The sequence below is a fragment of the Acinetobacter sp. YH18001 genome, from assembly GCF_013416975.1.
GTDB lineage: Bacteria > Pseudomonadota > Gammaproteobacteria > Pseudomonadales > Moraxellaceae > Acinetobacter > Acinetobacter pseudolwoffii.
The window spans coordinates 1-16,066 of record NZ_VPEU01000019.1 but is presented as its reverse complement, the minus strand read 5'-3'; the positions used below and the strand labels follow the sequence as shown (position 1 = coordinate 16,066).

The following is a 16,066-nucleotide window of genomic DNA, read 5'->3' as shown; positions in this document are numbered from 1 at the left end:
AACGACTATGCCACGTATTAAAGTTCTTCCACATGCGCAGATTTGCCCCGAAGGTGCTGAGTTTGAAGTCGAACACAATGCCAACCTGTGCGAAAGCCTGCTCAAAAATGGCATTAAAATCGAACATGCCTGCGATATGTCAGCTGCATGTACGACGTGCCACGTTGTGGTACGTCAAGGCTTCGACAGCCTCGAAGAAATGGATGATGTAGAAGCAGATTTACTGGATCGCGCTTGGGGTCTGGAACCTGATTCGCGTCTTTCTTGTCAGGTCACACTGGTCGATGAAGATCTGGAAATTGAAATTCCAAAATACACCATCAATCATGCTTCGGAAAATCATTAAGATTTTTCTTGAAAGATCATATAAAAAACCACGCTTAGACGTGGTTTTTTATATTTATGAGAATGATTAAATTATTTTGGAGTCTTTGAGTGATTCAAATTCGTCTTGTGGCTGGAGATGCTCAATCACTTCATCTTCAAGTTTAAGCTTGACGATGCCCTGAGAGTTGGTCAATTTCTGCTGAGTTTCAATGCGTTTAATCATTTTTTCCAGTACATGAATCAATTCTGGATATTCAAAGTTTTGTACTTCGTCTAGATTGAGCAGTAAATGAAAGCCTTTATATTCATAGTCGAACCAACGTTGATACTCAACTTTCTGCGATGCATATTTTTCCATTAGCTGCCAGGTTCTTACCGGTGCTTTAATGCCTTTCAAGAAAATTGGTTTCTTCGGCGCACATAAATAATCATTTTTGATCAGATTATGAGTATCTTCTGAAATCAGGATTTCATCCACTTCAGCTGCACTCTGTAAGCGCGCTGCCAAGTTGGCATCTCGTCCTACAATGGTATAGGCCATCCGATGCGTCGCACCATAATTCCCGACGTGGCAATAACCGGTCGAAATACCCATACGGATATGCAGTGGCGGATAACCCATTTTAATCCAGCGCTCACGCAGCAGTTTCATTTGCTGACGCATGGCAATCGCCATTTCCATACAGTTCTTGGCATCCTGCTCTACGCCTTCAGAGTTTGGATCACCAAAGAAAATCAGGATGGCATCCCCCATGAATTTATCAACAGTCGCTTCATAATTTTTGGCGATTTCGGTCATATGCCGCAAATAATCATTGAGCAAGAATGCTAAATCATCTGGAATAAGCGTTTCAGACAGTTCTGTAAAGCCTTGAATATCCGAGAAGAAAATTGTTAACTTTTTACGCTTATATTCAATTTTCGCTTCAGATTCACCTTTCATGATGGATTGCCACAACTGCACAGGCGCATAACGACTCAGCTGATTGGCAAATTCCATATAACGGTTCATCTGTTCAAAATAATGATTTTTCTTCTGGGTCATATATTGCACACGACCACTTTGATAAAAACTTCCGACACCAAAATAGGTAATCAGGCAGATGAAGCCTAAAACCGTCAGTTCACTGCTGGTCGGTTCAAAATAAGTCCCAAAACCAAAGACCAGAATATTGGCCAGATAAAAAACGGTGATCCCGACCAGACTGGCCAGAGAAGCCATCATCAATGAAATTTTATTACTGATTGCGGTATAGAGTATTGCCACCAAACCCAGCAAGGACAATACCAGATCCAGCTGTACTGCGGCTAAAACCACTACAATGACAATAACATCAATCAGAAAAAGAACATTGCGCCGAATACGATAATCATGGCGATAGATCAACCAGCGCGACAGTTTCGAGCTAATCAATAAAATCAGGAATAAAAATACAGGAACAAAGAGCTGATACTGGGTATCCGGTTCAGTGTAATGAAAGACGACCAGAACCAGAGACAGCATGATATAGCCCATCAAGCGATGAAAATATTCAAACTGTTGTGGTTCTTTTTGAATCCAGTCGTCTAATTGCATTCAGTCACTCCCTGAAATCCGCAATCGTTCATAGATCTCGGAATACTTGGGGCTAATCAGTCCATACGCCAGTCAAATGGCATATCACCTTGACCACGTAGCGCCAGCATGAGTGTTTGACGCATATGTGCCAATACTTCACTGCTATAAGGAACAGCTGGTGTACCCCAAACAGGCTTCGGCCATGCTACATCGTTCTGATAACGAACCACATGATGAAAATGCAATTGCGGAACCATATTGCCCAATGCCGCGACATTCATTTTATCCGCACGGAAAACACGTGCCAGCTGGCTTGATAACCAGCTTGATTCACGTAAAAACTGCTCTTGGTCAGCTTGGCTCAATTCATATAATTCAGAGACACCCGGCACACGTGGAATCAGGATCAGCCAGGGAAATTGCATATCATTCATCAAACGACATGTTGACAAAGGAAAGTCGCCTACAAAAAAAGTATCTTGAGCAAGTTGTGGATGCAAACTAAACATATCTTTATAAATGATGCAAAATTAGAATGATGGCTAATACTAACATATCCAACCGAAGCTGAATATTGAAAGCAATGTGTTTAAAGACAAATTCTCATGATTTGTTGCAAGGCGCATCACGAGAATTTGTTCGAACATTTCATTAAAAAATCTGGTTTATCATTCCTGAAAATTTCAATGAAAATGAAATGTATCATGAAGTTTTAAACTGATTTAGTCTAAATCAAATTAGCCCACTTCTTTCAATAGACTGTCCAGCAAATCCTGAATAAACTGAATCCGCTTTTGGTAATCTTCCAGCATGACCATGACCTTAAGACGTTGCCCGCCATTCATCCGGAAATAGGTTGGATGTTTCTGCATCATCTGGATAATGGTCATGGCCTGAACCGGGGTATCTGGCGCGAATTCCACATGCCCACCTTGAGCACTAATATCAATTTTGGTGATGCCAAGCTGCTCGGCTTTGAGACGAATCTGATGTACGGCAAAGAGCTGTTTGACCGGTTGTGGCGGTATGCCAAAACGGTCGATCAATTCCATCCGGATATTGTCCAGCTTCTCCTGAGTATCAGTATTACTGATACGCTTATAGAACAACAGACGCTGATGCACATCTCCGAGATAATCATCCGGAATGAGCGCTGGCATATGCAGGGTAATTTCTGCGGTCAATGACAAGGGTGCATCGAAGTTTGGGGTTTTACCTTTTTGAATGGCTTTGGTGGCTTTTTCCAGCATTTCCATATACAGGCTATAACCAATCGCCTGCATTGAACCGCTCTGCTGTTCGCCGAGTAATTCACCTGCCCCGCGAATTTCCAGATCTTCGGTGGCCAGCATAAATCCGGCCCCCAAGGTCGAAGCACGCTGGATCGCATCCAGACGTTTTTCGGCATCGCCTTTTAAGGCTTTTAAAGACGGCACCATTAAATAGGCATAGGCCTGATGATGCGAGCGCCCGACTCGGCCACGGAGCTGATGTAATTGTGCCAGGCCCAGTTTGTCAGCACGTTCAATCAAAATGGTATTGGCATTTGGGACATCAATCCCGGTTTCAATAATGGTCGAACAGACCAGAACATTGTATTCCTTGTGATAGAACTGCTGCATCACCTGCTCCAGTTCACGTTCACGCATCTGACCATGTGCCACAATCACCCGGGCTTCCGGCACCAATGTACGAATATGCGCTGCGGCACGGTCAATCGTATCGACTTCATTGTGCAGGAAATAGACCTGACCACCACGCAACAGTTCACGCAGAATCGCTTCTTTAATGGTGTCATCGGTATGTTCTTGCACAAAGGTTTTCACCGCAAGACGGCGTGCCGGCGGTGTGGCAATAATCGATAGATCACGCATGCCACTAAAGGCCATATTTAGTGTACGCGGAATTGGAGTGGCTGTCAGGGTCAACATATCGACATCGGCACGCATCGCCTTGATCCGCTCCTTGTCACGTACTCCGAAGCGATGTTCTTCATCGACAATCATCAGGCCAAGATTTTTAAACTGGACATTTTCCTGCAAAATTTTATGCGTACCAATCACGATATCCACTTTCCCTTCAATCAGGTCGTCAATGGTCTTGGTATGTGCTTTGGAAGAACCGAAACGTGACAGCACTTCAATCCGAACTGGCCAATCGGCAAAGCGGTCTTTGAATGAATCATAATGCTGTTGTGCCAGCAAGGTGGTTGGCACCAGAATCGCCACCTGCCGGTTATTCTGTACCGCAACAAATGCAGCACGCATCGCCACTTCCGTTTTACCAAAGCCGACATCACCACAGACCAGTCGATCCATCGGTTTGGCTTGTTGCATGTCATGCAGCGTGGCTTCAATCGCATTGGCCTGATCCAGTGTTTCTTCATAGGCAAAGCCACTGGCAAACTGCATATACAGACTTTGATCAATTTCAAAACTGATGCCGGGTTTAGAGACACGGCGTGCCTGAATATGCAGCAACTCGGCCGCAACATCATGAATCTGTTCCAGCGCTTTATGTTTGGCTTTATTCCATGCATCTGTCCCGAGCTTATGCAATGGTGCCAGATCCGGATCACCACCGCTATATCGGCTGATTAAATGCAGATTGGTCACCGGCACATAGACTTTGGCCGCATCGGCATAATCCAGCTGCAAGAATTCATGATCCTGATCATCAATACTTAAGGTGACCAGACCGGCATAACGCCCAACTCCATAATCAATATGCACCACAGGCGCGCCCATGGTCAGTTCAGTCAGACTGCGAATCAGAAATTCTTCTGAAACTTCCTGCTGACGTTTACGGCGGCGTTGTACCACGCGATGTTCATAGAGCTGGTTTTCAGAAATGATGCTGACACGATCGGTCAGCACCAGACCACGCTCTAATGGCGCATTGGTAATCGCAATCGCATACAGGGAGGTGATAAAGCTCTCAAAGTTATCAACCGTCGGAATATCACCCAGACTTGGTCGTAACGCATCTTTTAAGCTTTCACGGCGTCCGGCACTCTCTGCCACCAGCAGAACCGGATGATTGGCCTGATCGATATATTTTTTGACTTCAATAAATGGTTTTTCACGTTTTGGATCGACAGGCAGACGTGGTGGCAACTGGGTATCGAGGTTCAATACGCCGGCTTTTTGGTCAAAAGGCGTTTGGGCGGCAATAATACGTGCAAATTGATTCAGCTGCTCCAGAACCTGATTGGTCTGAAAGAACAGGCTGTCTGGGGGTAGGATCGGCTGATCAACATTGTGACGGCGATCTTCATAACGGCGCACCACATCTTGCCAGAATTGGGTCAAACTCTCGTCTAAAGCCCGATCTGTAATGACAATGCCATTCTTTGGTAAGTACGAAATAAGTGAGCTTTGGTCTTGCATGGCCTCAGCACTGAAAAACAGCGGTAAATAAAACTCGATTCCCGGTGAAACAATGCCCTCCATCACATCCAGATAGATCGGGTTTTTCTTTGGATTGGCAGTTGAGAAAAATTCGGCATAACGGTCACGGAAGGTGGCACGGCCTTCCTTGAGTGGAAATTCCTGTGCCGGCAATACGGTAAACTGTTGCAAACTTTGTGTGGTGCGCTGAGTTTCGGAATCGAAAAATTTCAGGCTTTCAATTTCATCATCAAACAGGTCAATCCGAATCGGTGCTTCCTGCCCCGAGGCATAAATATCCATGATACTGCCGCGTACCGCAAACTCACCCGGATCATAAACCGTATCGACCAGATGATAACCGGCCTGAATCAGCTTTTTCTTCTGTTGTTCCAGATCGAATTTCTGTCCGACGTGAATATCAAAATGTTCACCCAAAATCCATGAAGTCGGTGCGATACGCTGTGCCAAGGTTGAGGCAGAAAGTAACAGCACGCCAGTTTTTGGCATATTGGATAAAATCGCCAGACGTTCCGAGACAATATCCTGGTGCGGAGACAGGCGGTCATAAGGCAAAATTTCCCAATCTGGAAAAATCGTGGGTTTAATCCCATAAAATTCCAGTTCACTTTCCAGTTGACCCAAATGCTGGTTATTGCGTGCAATCACAATAAATAAACGCGATTGCTGCTGCACGATTTCTTTGAGCAACAATGCCGTCGAGGAACCTTGCAGATTGCCTAACCAGCGTTTCTCGCCTGCTTTGAGTTGTGGTAAATTGAGTTGGGAAATTTCTTGTTGGAACATGGATATAGCTTTAAAGTCTAAATAACCTGAGGCTTATACTAGCACGATGATCTCAGGATATTTTGTTATTTTTATGCAGTCTTGCCACATCCATACGCTTCGATTTCAAGCCACTTTTAACACTTATTTTTTCTCTCGCAGAAAGTTACGATAATAATCATTTAACTTCTTGAGGATCATTTTAAATTGCAGCAGGTTCTCTTCGGTATTTCCCAAAGTCACATTAAAACGCTGATGGGCAATTTCCAGATCAATCTTTTCATTGATCAGCATCGCGGTGTCGTATAAAGCTTTTAAATCATCAAACTGTTTTAGACGGCGATTGGACAAATATTCTAAGCGTGCGGCCAGTTCCTGATTTAAGTCAATGCCATCCACGATATAACCTGTGCCTTCGACATGCTGGATATTCTGCTCGTCTAAATATAACTGTGCAGCAGTCGGTTTATTAGTTTTAAATAATGCACTGATTTTATCAAACATCGCCATTTACCCAGCCAAATAAAGTTCAGACCCTAGTCTAGATGAAAATGCCTCAAATCCACATATCGAACTTGAGGCAAATTGTCAAAATCACAACAATCAGTTGAGTTGAGCTGTTTCAAGACAATTTATGCTATCAAGAAACCTGTTCGAGCTGACTCTCTGCTACAGGTATTTCAGACACCAGATTTTCAAATGCAAAGATTTCTTCTAATTGTGTTTCGCTTAATAAACCGAGTTCCAATACCACTTGCGGCACGGTTTTATTTTCACGCATACATTGTTTACCAATTTCATCACATTTGGCATGCCCCAGAATCGGCTCAAGTAAGGTCACAATCCCGACACTGCGCATGACCGAACTTAAACAGATTTCTTCATTGGCCTGAATGCCAGCAATACATTTCTGATTCAGGGTTTGCATGCCTTGAGTCAACAATTGAATCGACTCATTCATGGTCAGGGCAATCACAGGTTCCATCACATTCAGTTGTAACTGCCCAGCTTCCGCTGCCATAGTAATGGTCAAATCATTACCGATGACCCGGAAGGCAATCTGATTGACCACTTCCGGAATCACAGGATTGATTTTTGCCGGCATAATTGATGAGCCTGCTTGCAATTCCGGTAAGCGAATTTCAGCCAGACCTGTACGTGGTCCCGAGCTAAGCAAGCGCAAGTCATTACAGATTTTGGACAGTTTCACTGCCAGGCGTTTTAAACTGCTCGACAAGATAATAAAGACACCACAATCACTGGTGGCCTCCACATAATCTTCTGCACCTTTTAAAGGCAGCCCCGTCAGGTGCGCCAAAGTTTCGACGACTCGCGTCGCATAACCTGGCGGCGTGTTTACCCCAGTCCCGATCGCTGTTGCACCTAAATTGACTTCCAGCAATAACTGGCGCATCTGCTCAATCAGTTTTAAATCTTCCTTTAATAAAGTCGCAAAAGCCCGGAATTCCTGCTCCATGGTCATCGGGACGGCATCTTGCAACTGGGTACGCCCCATCTTGATCACATACTGAAATTCGGCTGCCTTCGTATATAAACAGTCAATCAGTGCTTTCAGCACTGCCAATAATTCATTCAGGCTGCTATAAGTTGCCAAACGTAAAGCGGTTGGATAGACATCATTGGTCGATTGCGAAGTATTCACATGATCATTCGGATGCAGGATGTGATACTCACCTTTATGATGCCCCAAGATCTCTAAGGCGATATTAGCAATGACTTCATTGGCATTCATATTAATTGACGTACCAGCACCGCCCTGATAAGGATCAAGTGGAAAGGCCGCTTGCCAGTTTTCAGGATGCTGAATCAATTCATTACAGGCTCTTTGAATAGCAGTACTCGTCTGCTCGGATATTTTTTGAAAATGCAGGTTGGTCTGTGCCGAAGCTTTTTTGACCTGAGCCAATGCACGAATAAAATGTGATTGTTGCCCTATCGCCAATCCTGAAATCTGGAAATTTTCGATGGCACGTAAAGTGTGAATCCCATAATAGCTGTGTAATGGGATCTGTTTTTCCCCCAATAAGTCACGTTCAATGCGGGTCGGTTCGATTTGCAGCATATTGTCCACTAAAAAATACCTTGGCGATGCACCGTATTTGGTGTGGTCTCAATATGAGCAAACAAATACAGAGCGAATAGGAGGACTTTAACCTAAATTTGCTAATATTTATTACCAATACAGTAAAGCTGTGAGTTTTGTAAGATCATGTAAATAAAAAGCTAAAATTTAAATATTTTAATTGCTTATTCTAAATTAGCTTCTTTTGCCTCAATCCAATACTTTATCTCTCTGTGTTAAGTGGCTTAACTTTCCTTAAGTTCCATCTAGTTAAATTGGTATTTACAATAAACATACATAAAAGCTGTGTAAATGTTACAGAGTGTAATTTTTAAACCGTGCTTGAATCACTGCCTTGTGATCTCCGTACAAAAAATCATCTGGAACGATGGTTTCCATATTTACAGGATGCCCTGCCTATGACTTATTTAAATCCGACCCTGATTACCTTCATGTTTTATATTATCGCCATGATTGCCATCGGTTTATATGCTTACCGTGCAACCTCCAATTTTGATGAATATATTTTAGGTGGACGTAGTCTGGGCAGTGTCGTCACAGCTCTTTCCGCAGGTGCATCAGATATGAGTGGCTGGCTGCTGATGGGTCTTCCGGGCGCAATTTACCTGTCTGGCCTGTCAGAAGCCTGGATTGCCATCGGCCTGATTATCGGAGCGTGGCTAAACTGGTTACTGGTGGCAGGTCGTCTACGGGCGCATACCGAATACCAGAATAACGCCCTGACCCTGCCAGATTATTTCACCAGCCGTTTTTCCGACCGCAAACGCATTTTACGGGTCTTGTCTGCCTTGGTGATTCTGGTGTTCTTTGCAATTTATTGTGCCTCGGGCATGGTCGCAGGTGCACGCCTGTTTGAAAGCCTGTTCGGCTGGAATTACACCACAGCGCTTATCATCGGTGCGATGGCGACAATTTTATATGTGTGTATTGGTGGTTTTCTGGCAATCAGCTGGACGGATACTTTTCAGGCCGGTTTGATGATCTTCGCACTGTTGCTGACCCCGATCATTACCTTCCTGGCCTTGGGTGACAATAGCCAGCAAGTGAGTGTCATCCTTGAATCTGCCCGTCCACATGCGTCCAGTATGCTTGAAGGCTTAAGCGTGGTGGCGATTATTTCCAGTCTGGCCTGGGGTTTGGGTTATTTTGGTCAACCACATATTTTAGTGCGCTTCATGGCAGCAGATTCAGTGAAGACCATTCCTGCTGCACGCCGTATTGGCATGACCTGGATGATTCTGTGTCTGGGCGGCGCAGTGGCAGCTGGTTATATCGGGATTGCCTATTTCACCGTTAATCCAGCATTCGCCTCGGTGGTGAACCAGAACCCTGAAACCGTGTTTATGGAATTGACTAAAATCCTGTTTAATCCATGGATCGCTGGCATCGTACTTGCAGCTATTCTGGCCGCGATTATGAGCACCTTGAGCTGTCAGCTTCTGGTCTGTTCAACCACCCTGACTGAAGATTTATACAAGAGCTTCCTGCGCAAAAATGCCTCGCAAAAAGAACTGATCTGGGTCGGTCGTGCTATGGTTTTAGTAATTGCGTTAATTGCGATTGCCTTGGCGATTAATCCGAACAGCAAGGTTTTAGGTCTGGTGGCTTATGCCTGGGCAGGCTTTGGTGCAGCATTTGGCCCCTTGATTATCTTGTCTTTGTTCTGGAAGCGTATGACCCTCAACGGCGCGATTGTCGGCATGCTGGTCGGTGCGGTGACGGTAATCGTCTGGAAAAACTATATGGGTGATACCGGCCTGTACGAGATTATTCCCGGTTTTATTCTGGCTACCCTGAGTATCGTGATTGTCAGCTTAGTGGATAAGGCACCGAATGATGATGTGGTACATCGTTTTGAAATGGCCAAAGCTGAATATCAAAAAGAAATGGCTGAAATGAAAAAATAGTCTGGATATTCAATACAATAAAAGGGACTTTCAAGTCCCTTTTGTGTTTTTTAGATTAGTCGTTAATACGCTACAAATTATTTAGATTTTCCCGGTATTTTTAGATGGATCTGCTGACTTTCTTTAATCACCTCCATCACCGGATAACTGCGTGTTTCCTTGATCCCGGGCAGTTGCCATAAGATTTGCCCGGAAATTTTACGGAATTCATCCATATTGGCGCAGCGGATTTTTACCACAAAATCGAAACCGCCACTGATCATATGACATTCAATAATTTCTGGAATCTGCCGGACTGCATGGGAAAACTCATCTAAAACATTCGGTGTGGTTTTATCCAGTAAAATCTCTACAAAAACCACAAAAGCGTTATTGAGCAGATTTGGATTCAGACGGGCTTCGTAGCCCAGAATATAGCCTTCTTTGGTCAGTTTCTGCACCCGCGCCAGTGCCGCGGTCGGCGATAAATTTACCAGTTCAGCCAGTTTAATATTGGATAACTTGGCATCGGATTGTAATAAACTCAGGATACGAATATCTATACGGTCTAGGCTTAAATAAGGAGGCTGCATTAGAATTATTCTCTAAAAAATGTAAAAACTATAGTGAGATATTTGTCAAATATTCTGTGATTATAGATTAAAACTCGTTAGCCCCGCTAGATCTGATTGCAGCAGTACAGGATGTCACTATGCCGACCACACTAAGCCCCACCTATGGTTCAGATGCCATGAAGCAGCCAAATTATATCGCCGAATTCAAAGATAAAAATGAATACGAACAACGTATCAATACCACATGGCGCCGTGCGGAAACTGAATGCGTCGAAGAACTCTTGCTGCATAGTGAAATTTCCTCCGAACTCAGCGACAAGATTCAAGCGCTTGCCTTTGATCTGGCGCATTCCTTGCGTGAACGTAAAAATTCAGGCGGTAAAGCGGGCATCGTACAAGGATTATTACAGGAATTTTCCCTATCTTCTCAGGAAGGCATTGCCCTGATGTGTCTGGCCGAAGCCTTGCTGCGTATTCCAGACAAAGCCACGCGTGACCTGCTGATCCGCGACAAGATCAATCAGGGCAACTGGAAAGAACATCTCGGTCAAAGCCAGCTGATGTTTGTCAATGCCGCAGCCTGGGGCTTGATGCTGACGGGTAAATTAATGGAAACCCCACAGCAAAAAAGCCTGTCCAGTTTATTAACCGGCCTGTTGGCGCGCAGTGGTCGCGGCATTATCCGTAAGGCTGTCGATGTTGCCATGCGCATGATGGGCGAACAGTTTGTGACGGGTGAAACCATTGATGAGGCACTGAAAAATGCAGAACGTCTGGAAGAAAAAGGCTTTCGTTATTCCTATGACATGCTTGGTGAAGCAGCACTGACCGATCCGGATGCGGAACGCTATTATCAGGATTATCAGCAAGCGATTCATGCCATCGGGCAAGCCTCGCAGGATAAAGACGTTTATGATGGCCCGGGCATTTCCATCAAACTCTCTGCCCTGCATCCGCGTTATCAGCGCGCACAGATGGATCGTGTACATGATGAACTGTATGGAAAAATGCTTAAACTCGCGGTCTTGGCGAAACAGTACAATATCGGTTTAAACATTGATGCCGAAGAAACTGATCGTCTGGAAATTTCCTTGCAACTGCTTGAACGCCTGTGTTTTGAGCCGCAATTACAAGACTGGAAAGGCATTGGCTTTGTGATTCAAGCCTATCAAAAACGCTGTTTCTATGTGGTAGATTATATTGTTGATCTGGCCAAACGTAGTCAGAAACGCCTGATGATTCGTCTGGTCAAAGGTGCCTATTGGGACAGCGAGATCAAGAAAGCACAGATTGAAGGCATGTCGGACTATCCGGTATTCACTCGTAAGGTGCATACCGATCTGTCTTATATCGCCTGTGCGCGTAAATTATTGGCTGAACCGGATTATATCTATCCGCAATTTGCCACGCATAATGCACAAACCGTGGCCACGATTTACCAACTGGCGCAACCTGAGCAGTATTATGCGGGTCAATATGAATTCCAGTGTCTGCATGGCATGGGCGAACCCTTGTATGAAAATGTGGTGGGCGACAAGTCAGCGAATAAGCTCGGTGTACCTTGTCGTATTTATGCGCCAGTCGGCAATCATGAAACCTTATTGGCTTATCTGGTGCGTCGTTTGCTGGAAAATGGCGCAAATACGTCTTTTGTCAACCGGATTGCCGACAAAACCCTAAATATCGAAGATTTGATTGAGAATCCACAACAAACGATTTTAAAAGCTGCACAGCAGGAAGTCATGATCGGTGCCAAGCATCCGCATATTCCTTATCCGCAAGATCTGTATGGCACACGTATTAACTCATCGGGTCTGGATCTCGCCAATGATGCAGAGCTGAGCGCCTTAAATGAAGTCGCTGCCAGCCTGAAAAACACACAATTTCAGGCAGCAGCCATGGGAACGGCATTTACAGGGACCGACACAAGTAACGCAGTGCAAATCATCAATCCGGCACAACATCAGGATGTAGTCGGTACAGTCTATGAAGCGACTCAGGAACAGGCTGAAATTGCCTTAACGCAAGCTGTCAATGCACAAGGTTTCTGGGCCAATTTGCCAAAAAATGAGCGAGCAGCCTGCTTAAATAAAGCCGCGGATCTGATGGAACAGCGTTTGCTGACACTGATGGTGATTCTGTCCCGTGAAGCTGGCAAAACCTATGCCAATGCCATTGCCGAGGTCCGGGAGGCGGTAGATTTCTTGCGCTACTATGCCGGTCAGATGTTGGATTTAGCTGAAAATACACAGATTCAACCTTTGGGTACCGTGCTGTGTATCAGTCCATGGAACTTCCCGTTGGCAATTTTTACCGGCCAGATTTCAGCAGCGCTGGTCGCGGGCAATACCGTTATTGCCAAACCGGCAGAACAGACCCCGCTGATTGCTGCACAAGCGGTGCAGATTTTATGGGAAGCGGGCATTCCGCAAGACGTCTTACAGCTCTTGCCGGGTCAAGGTGAAAGCATTGGTGCGCAGCTCAGTGCGGATTCACGCATTCAGGGCATTATGTTTACCGGCTCAACCGAGGTCGCCCATATTCTGCAAAAAACTGTAGCGGAACGTCTGAACCAGTTTGGCGAAAGTGTGACCCTGATTGCTGAAACCGGCGGTCAAAATGCCATGATTGTCGATTCATCTGCATTAACTGAGCAGGTGGTGCTTGATGTGGTTAATTCTGCCTATGACAGTGCCGGCCAGCGTTGTTCTGCTTTGCGTGTGCTCTGTGTGCAAGAAGACAACCTGGATGCTATGCGCACGATGCTCAAAGGTGCCATGCAGCAGTTAAGAGTCGGCAATCCGATTTTATTAAAAACCGATATTGGTCCGGTGATTGATCTTGAGGCCCAGCAAAATATTCAGACGCATATTCAGCAGATGCGCAGCAAAGGTCACAAAGTCCATCAACTGATGTTTGACCAAGATGAGACTGAATTAACCCAAGGCACCTTTATTCCGCCAACATTGATTGAACTTCCAAACCTGAACGATCTGGAGCGTGAAGTCTTTGGTCCGGTGCTGCATCTGATCAGCTATAAATATGGTGAACTGGAACAGTTATTGGAACAGATCAACAGCAAAGGCTATGGTCTGACCATGGGCTTACACACACGTATTGATGAAACCATACAAACCGTGATTGCGCGAGCAGAAGTCGGTAACTTGTATATCAACCGTAATATCGTCGGTGCAGTTGTGGGTGTTCAGCCTTTCGGTGGTGAAGGCTTGTCCGGTACTGGCCCTAAAGCTGGTGGGCCGCTTTACATCTACCGTTTAATGCAGCAGCTTTCCGAGAAGAAACTGGCGCAGCCTTATGCCATGCGATCTGATCAAGCCCCTATTGAACACAAACCAGTCCAGGAATTTAAGGCTTGGGCCTCTAAAACTTTCCCCACAATCTCCTTAAAAGCACCCAGCCAGATTGCGACCGGACAAAGCTTTAGTTTGCAAGGTCCAACCGGCGAAGAAAACCAGTACATGATCCTGCCACGTGAAAGTGTTCTATCTTTGGCGCACACCGAGCAAGACCAGATTCAGCAAATTTTGGCCATTTTATCGGTCGGCAGTCGCCCTGCAGTATTGGCTGAAAATACTTTTGTGCTGAAATATCTACAAACAATGCCAAAAGCAGTTGCTACCCGATTCAAAGTTATTCAAGATATTGAAAGTGGGGAATTTGATGCTGTATTACATCATGGTGATGCTGCGAAATTGATTGATTTACAGAAGCGTATTGCGGCTCGAAAAGGCCCCATTGTAGGAATCACGCATTTAAACTCAGGCAATCATGACATTCCGGTGGAGCGATTGGTGCTTGAACGGGCCATTAGCATCAATACGGCAGCAGCTGGTGGCAATGCCAGTTTGATGACGATGAGTCATCTCTAAATTAATCGAATCATCTTGGCATTTTTCTGTTCATGATTTCCTCTTTACGGCCAAATTTTTCTCCTCAGAGGGTTTGGTCTTTTTTATGCAGTTTTTAAAGCCGCTCAGCCACAATAGGCTTAGGCAGATCAGCAATTATTTGCTACCATTTGCGCTTTAAAATATTTGCGACTTCTTACTGCATATGACTTCATCTTATCAGCAACAACTCGATGCCAAAATTGAACGCATCAGCGCTCAGTTTGCCGAATATCAACCACCTGCCCTCGAAGTATTCCAGTCTCCTGAAAAATATTTCCGCATGCGTGCTGAATTTCGGATCTGGCATACTGAGGATGACATGTTCTATGCCATGTTCGAGCGCAATGAAGATCAACAGAAAAAAGTCATCCGCATTGATGAATTTCCGGTTGCAGACCTCAGTATCAATCAGTTGATGCCTAAATTACTGCAAGCGCTCAAAGCAGATCCGTTATTATCGATACGTCTGTTTGAGGTACATTTTCTGGCGACCTTAAGTGGTCAGGTTCTGGTTTCTCTGATTTATCATCGTAAACTGGATGAAAGCTGGGAACCGGCAGCCAAAGCACTGGCAGAACAGTTAAATATCAAGTTAATTGGCCGCAGCCGTGGACAGAAGTTTGTCCTGTCTGATGAGTATGTGGTGGAAGAACTTTCTGTTTTTGATCGTACCTATCAATACAAACAGATCGAAAGCAGCTTTACCCAGCCGAATGCCCAAGTCTGCCAAAACATGCTGGAATGGGCATGTGATGCAGCAGAGCAATCTGATCAAGATTTGCTGGAATTATATTGTGGTAATGGTAACTTTACCCTGCCACTCTCGACCAAGTTCCGCCGTGTTCTGGCAACCGAGTTAGCCAAATCTTCAGTCTATGCGGCTGAGTGGAATATTGAGCAAAACCAGATTGGGAATATTCAGGTCGCGCGTCTTTCTGCAGAAGAGTTCACCCAAGCTTACAACGGCGAGCGTGTTTTCCGCCGCCTGCAAGAAGCCAATATTGATCTTGCGACTTATGATTTCGATACGGTATTTGTCGATCCACCGCGTGCCGGTATTGATGATGAAACGCTTAAACTATTACAGCGCTTCCAACGCATTATTTACATTTCTTGCAATCCAGACACATTGCATGACAACCTGAAACAGTTGTCTCAAACCCATAAAATCAGCAAATTCGCTATGTTTGATCAATTTCCATATACGCACCATGTAGAAACGGGCGTATTGTTAGAAAGAAGATAAAGAATTTGTTTCAATTTATTTTCTTGTTACAAAAAAGGAGTTTTTCGAAATTCCTTTTTTTATATCTTAAATCATTAACTTAATAACAAATTATCATTTGTACAGCTAAAAATATCGTTAGCTCTTTGAGCTTCAATCGGAAATTTTAAAGACCAACTGCTGCTTCTAAACGATTGGTATAGCGAATAGAAAGATATTGAACACCTCTATCTGAATGATGAATCACATTCTTAGGCATACCTCGATCGTGCAATGCTTGCTCCAATGCATCGAGCACCATATCT

10 protein-coding genes and 1 pseudogene are annotated in these 16,066 nt (G+C 44.7%); 4 read left to right on the top strand and 7 right to left on the bottom strand.

Annotated elements, in window-relative coordinates:
• Positions 1-7 precede the first annotated feature (7 nt).
• The gene (gene fdx / locus FTV48_RS07935; protein WP_005171126.1) at positions 8-346 is read left to right on the top strand and encodes an ISC system 2Fe-2S type ferredoxin; all 339 of its coding nucleotides are present in this window, start codon (positions 8-10) and stop codon (positions 344-346) included.
• 66 nt (positions 347-412) lie between these two features.
• Here the strand turns inward: fdx and FTV48_RS07930 are convergent, their stop codons facing one another.
• The 5 genes from FTV48_RS07930 to aspA form a co-directional block, all read right to left on the bottom strand.
• Positions 413-1,903 (bottom strand): adenylate/guanylate cyclase domain-containing protein, encoded by a 1,491-nt coding sequence (locus FTV48_RS07930; RefSeq protein ID WP_179999929.1) that lies wholly within the window; start codon positions 1,901-1,903, stop codon positions 413-415.
• A 56-nt stretch (positions 1,904-1,959) separates the two neighbouring features.
• A complete protein-coding gene (locus FTV48_RS07925; protein WP_004646760.1) occupies positions 1,960-2,394 on the bottom strand; it encodes an HIT domain-containing protein in 435 nt (144 codons plus the stop codon).
• A gap of 228 nt (positions 2,395-2,622) precedes the next feature.
• Entirely contained in the window at positions 2,623-6,081 is a 3,459-nt protein-coding gene (gene mfd, locus FTV48_RS07920) for a transcription-repair coupling factor (protein WP_179999927.1), read from the bottom strand.
• 123 nt (positions 6,082-6,204) lie between these two features.
• Entirely contained in the window at positions 6,205-6,570 is a 366-nt protein-coding gene (locus FTV48_RS07915; RefSeq protein WP_005171129.1) for a hypothetical protein, read from the bottom strand.
• Between the two features lie 130 nt (positions 6,571-6,700).
• Positions 6,701-8,143 (bottom strand): aspartate ammonia-lyase, encoded by a 1,443-nt coding sequence (gene aspA / locus FTV48_RS07910; RefSeq protein WP_074383167.1) that lies wholly within the window; start codon positions 8,141-8,143, stop codon positions 6,701-6,703.
• A 419-nt stretch (positions 8,144-8,562) separates the two neighbouring features.
• Between aspA and putP the strand changes: the two genes are divergently transcribed.
• A complete protein-coding gene (gene putP, locus FTV48_RS07905; protein WP_100357194.1) occupies positions 8,563-10,071 on the top strand; it encodes a sodium/proline symporter PutP in 1,509 nt (502 codons plus the stop codon).
• A gap of 77 nt (positions 10,072-10,148) precedes the next feature.
• Here putP and FTV48_RS07900 read toward each other — a convergent pair whose 3' ends face one another.
• Positions 10,149-10,643: an Lrp/AsnC ligand binding domain-containing protein gene (locus FTV48_RS07900; RefSeq protein ID WP_100357140.1), complete on the bottom strand. Its 495-nt coding sequence runs from the start codon at positions 10,641-10,643 to the stop codon at positions 10,149-10,151.
• A 119-nt stretch (positions 10,644-10,762) separates the two neighbouring features.
• On the opposite strand from FTV48_RS07900, the gene putA reads away from it, so the two are divergent.
• Together putA and trmA are read left to right on the top strand one after the other, a co-directional pair.
• Positions 10,763-14,515 carry a trifunctional transcriptional regulator/proline dehydrogenase/L-glutamate gamma-semialdehyde dehydrogenase gene (putA, locus tag FTV48_RS07895; protein ID WP_179999926.1) on the top strand — a complete coding sequence of 1,251 codons (3,753 nt, stop codon included), beginning with the start codon at positions 10,763-10,765 and terminating at the stop codon, positions 14,513-14,515.
• Between the two features lie 184 nt (positions 14,516-14,699).
• Entirely contained in the window at positions 14,700-15,782 is a 1,083-nt protein-coding gene (trmA, locus tag FTV48_RS07890) for a tRNA (uridine(54)-C5)-methyltransferase TrmA (protein WP_179999924.1), read from the top strand.
• A 157-nt stretch (positions 15,783-15,939) separates the two neighbouring features.
• Here trmA and FTV48_RS07885 read toward each other — a convergent pair.
• Positions 15,940-16,066: pseudogene (locus tag FTV48_RS07885) on the bottom strand (IS3 family transposase); the annotation flags it as partial.

Coding starts and splice junctions, on each gene's coding strand:
- fdx (WP_005171126.1), top strand. CDS start 8: ATGCCACGTATTAAAGTTCTTCCACATGCGCAGATTTGCCCCGAAGGT.
- FTV48_RS07930 (WP_179999929.1), bottom strand. CDS start 1,903: ATGCAATTAGACGACTGGATTCAAAAAGAACCACAACAGTTTGAATAT.
- FTV48_RS07925 (WP_004646760.1), bottom strand. CDS start 2,394: ATGTTTAGTTTGCATCCACAACTTGCTCAAGATACTTTTTTTGTAGGC.
- mfd (WP_179999927.1), bottom strand. CDS start 6,081: ATGTTCCAACAAGAAATTTCCCAACTCAATTTACCACAACTCAAAGCA.
- FTV48_RS07915 (WP_005171129.1), bottom strand. CDS start 6,570: ATGGCGATGTTTGATAAAATCAGTGCATTATTTAAAACTAATAAACCG.
- aspA (WP_074383167.1), bottom strand. CDS start 8,143: ATGCTGCAAATCGAACCGACCCGCATTGAACGTGACTTATTGGGGGAA.
- putP (WP_100357194.1), top strand. CDS start 8,563: ATGACTTATTTAAATCCGACCCTGATTACCTTCATGTTTTATATTATC.
- FTV48_RS07900 (WP_100357140.1), bottom strand. CDS start 10,643: ATGCAGCCTCCTTATTTAAGCCTAGACCGTATAGATATTCGTATCCTG.
- putA (WP_179999926.1), top strand. CDS start 10,763: ATGCCGACCACACTAAGCCCCACCTATGGTTCAGATGCCATGAAGCAG.
- trmA (WP_179999924.1), top strand. CDS start 14,700: ATGACTTCATCTTATCAGCAACAACTCGATGCCAAAATTGAACGCATC.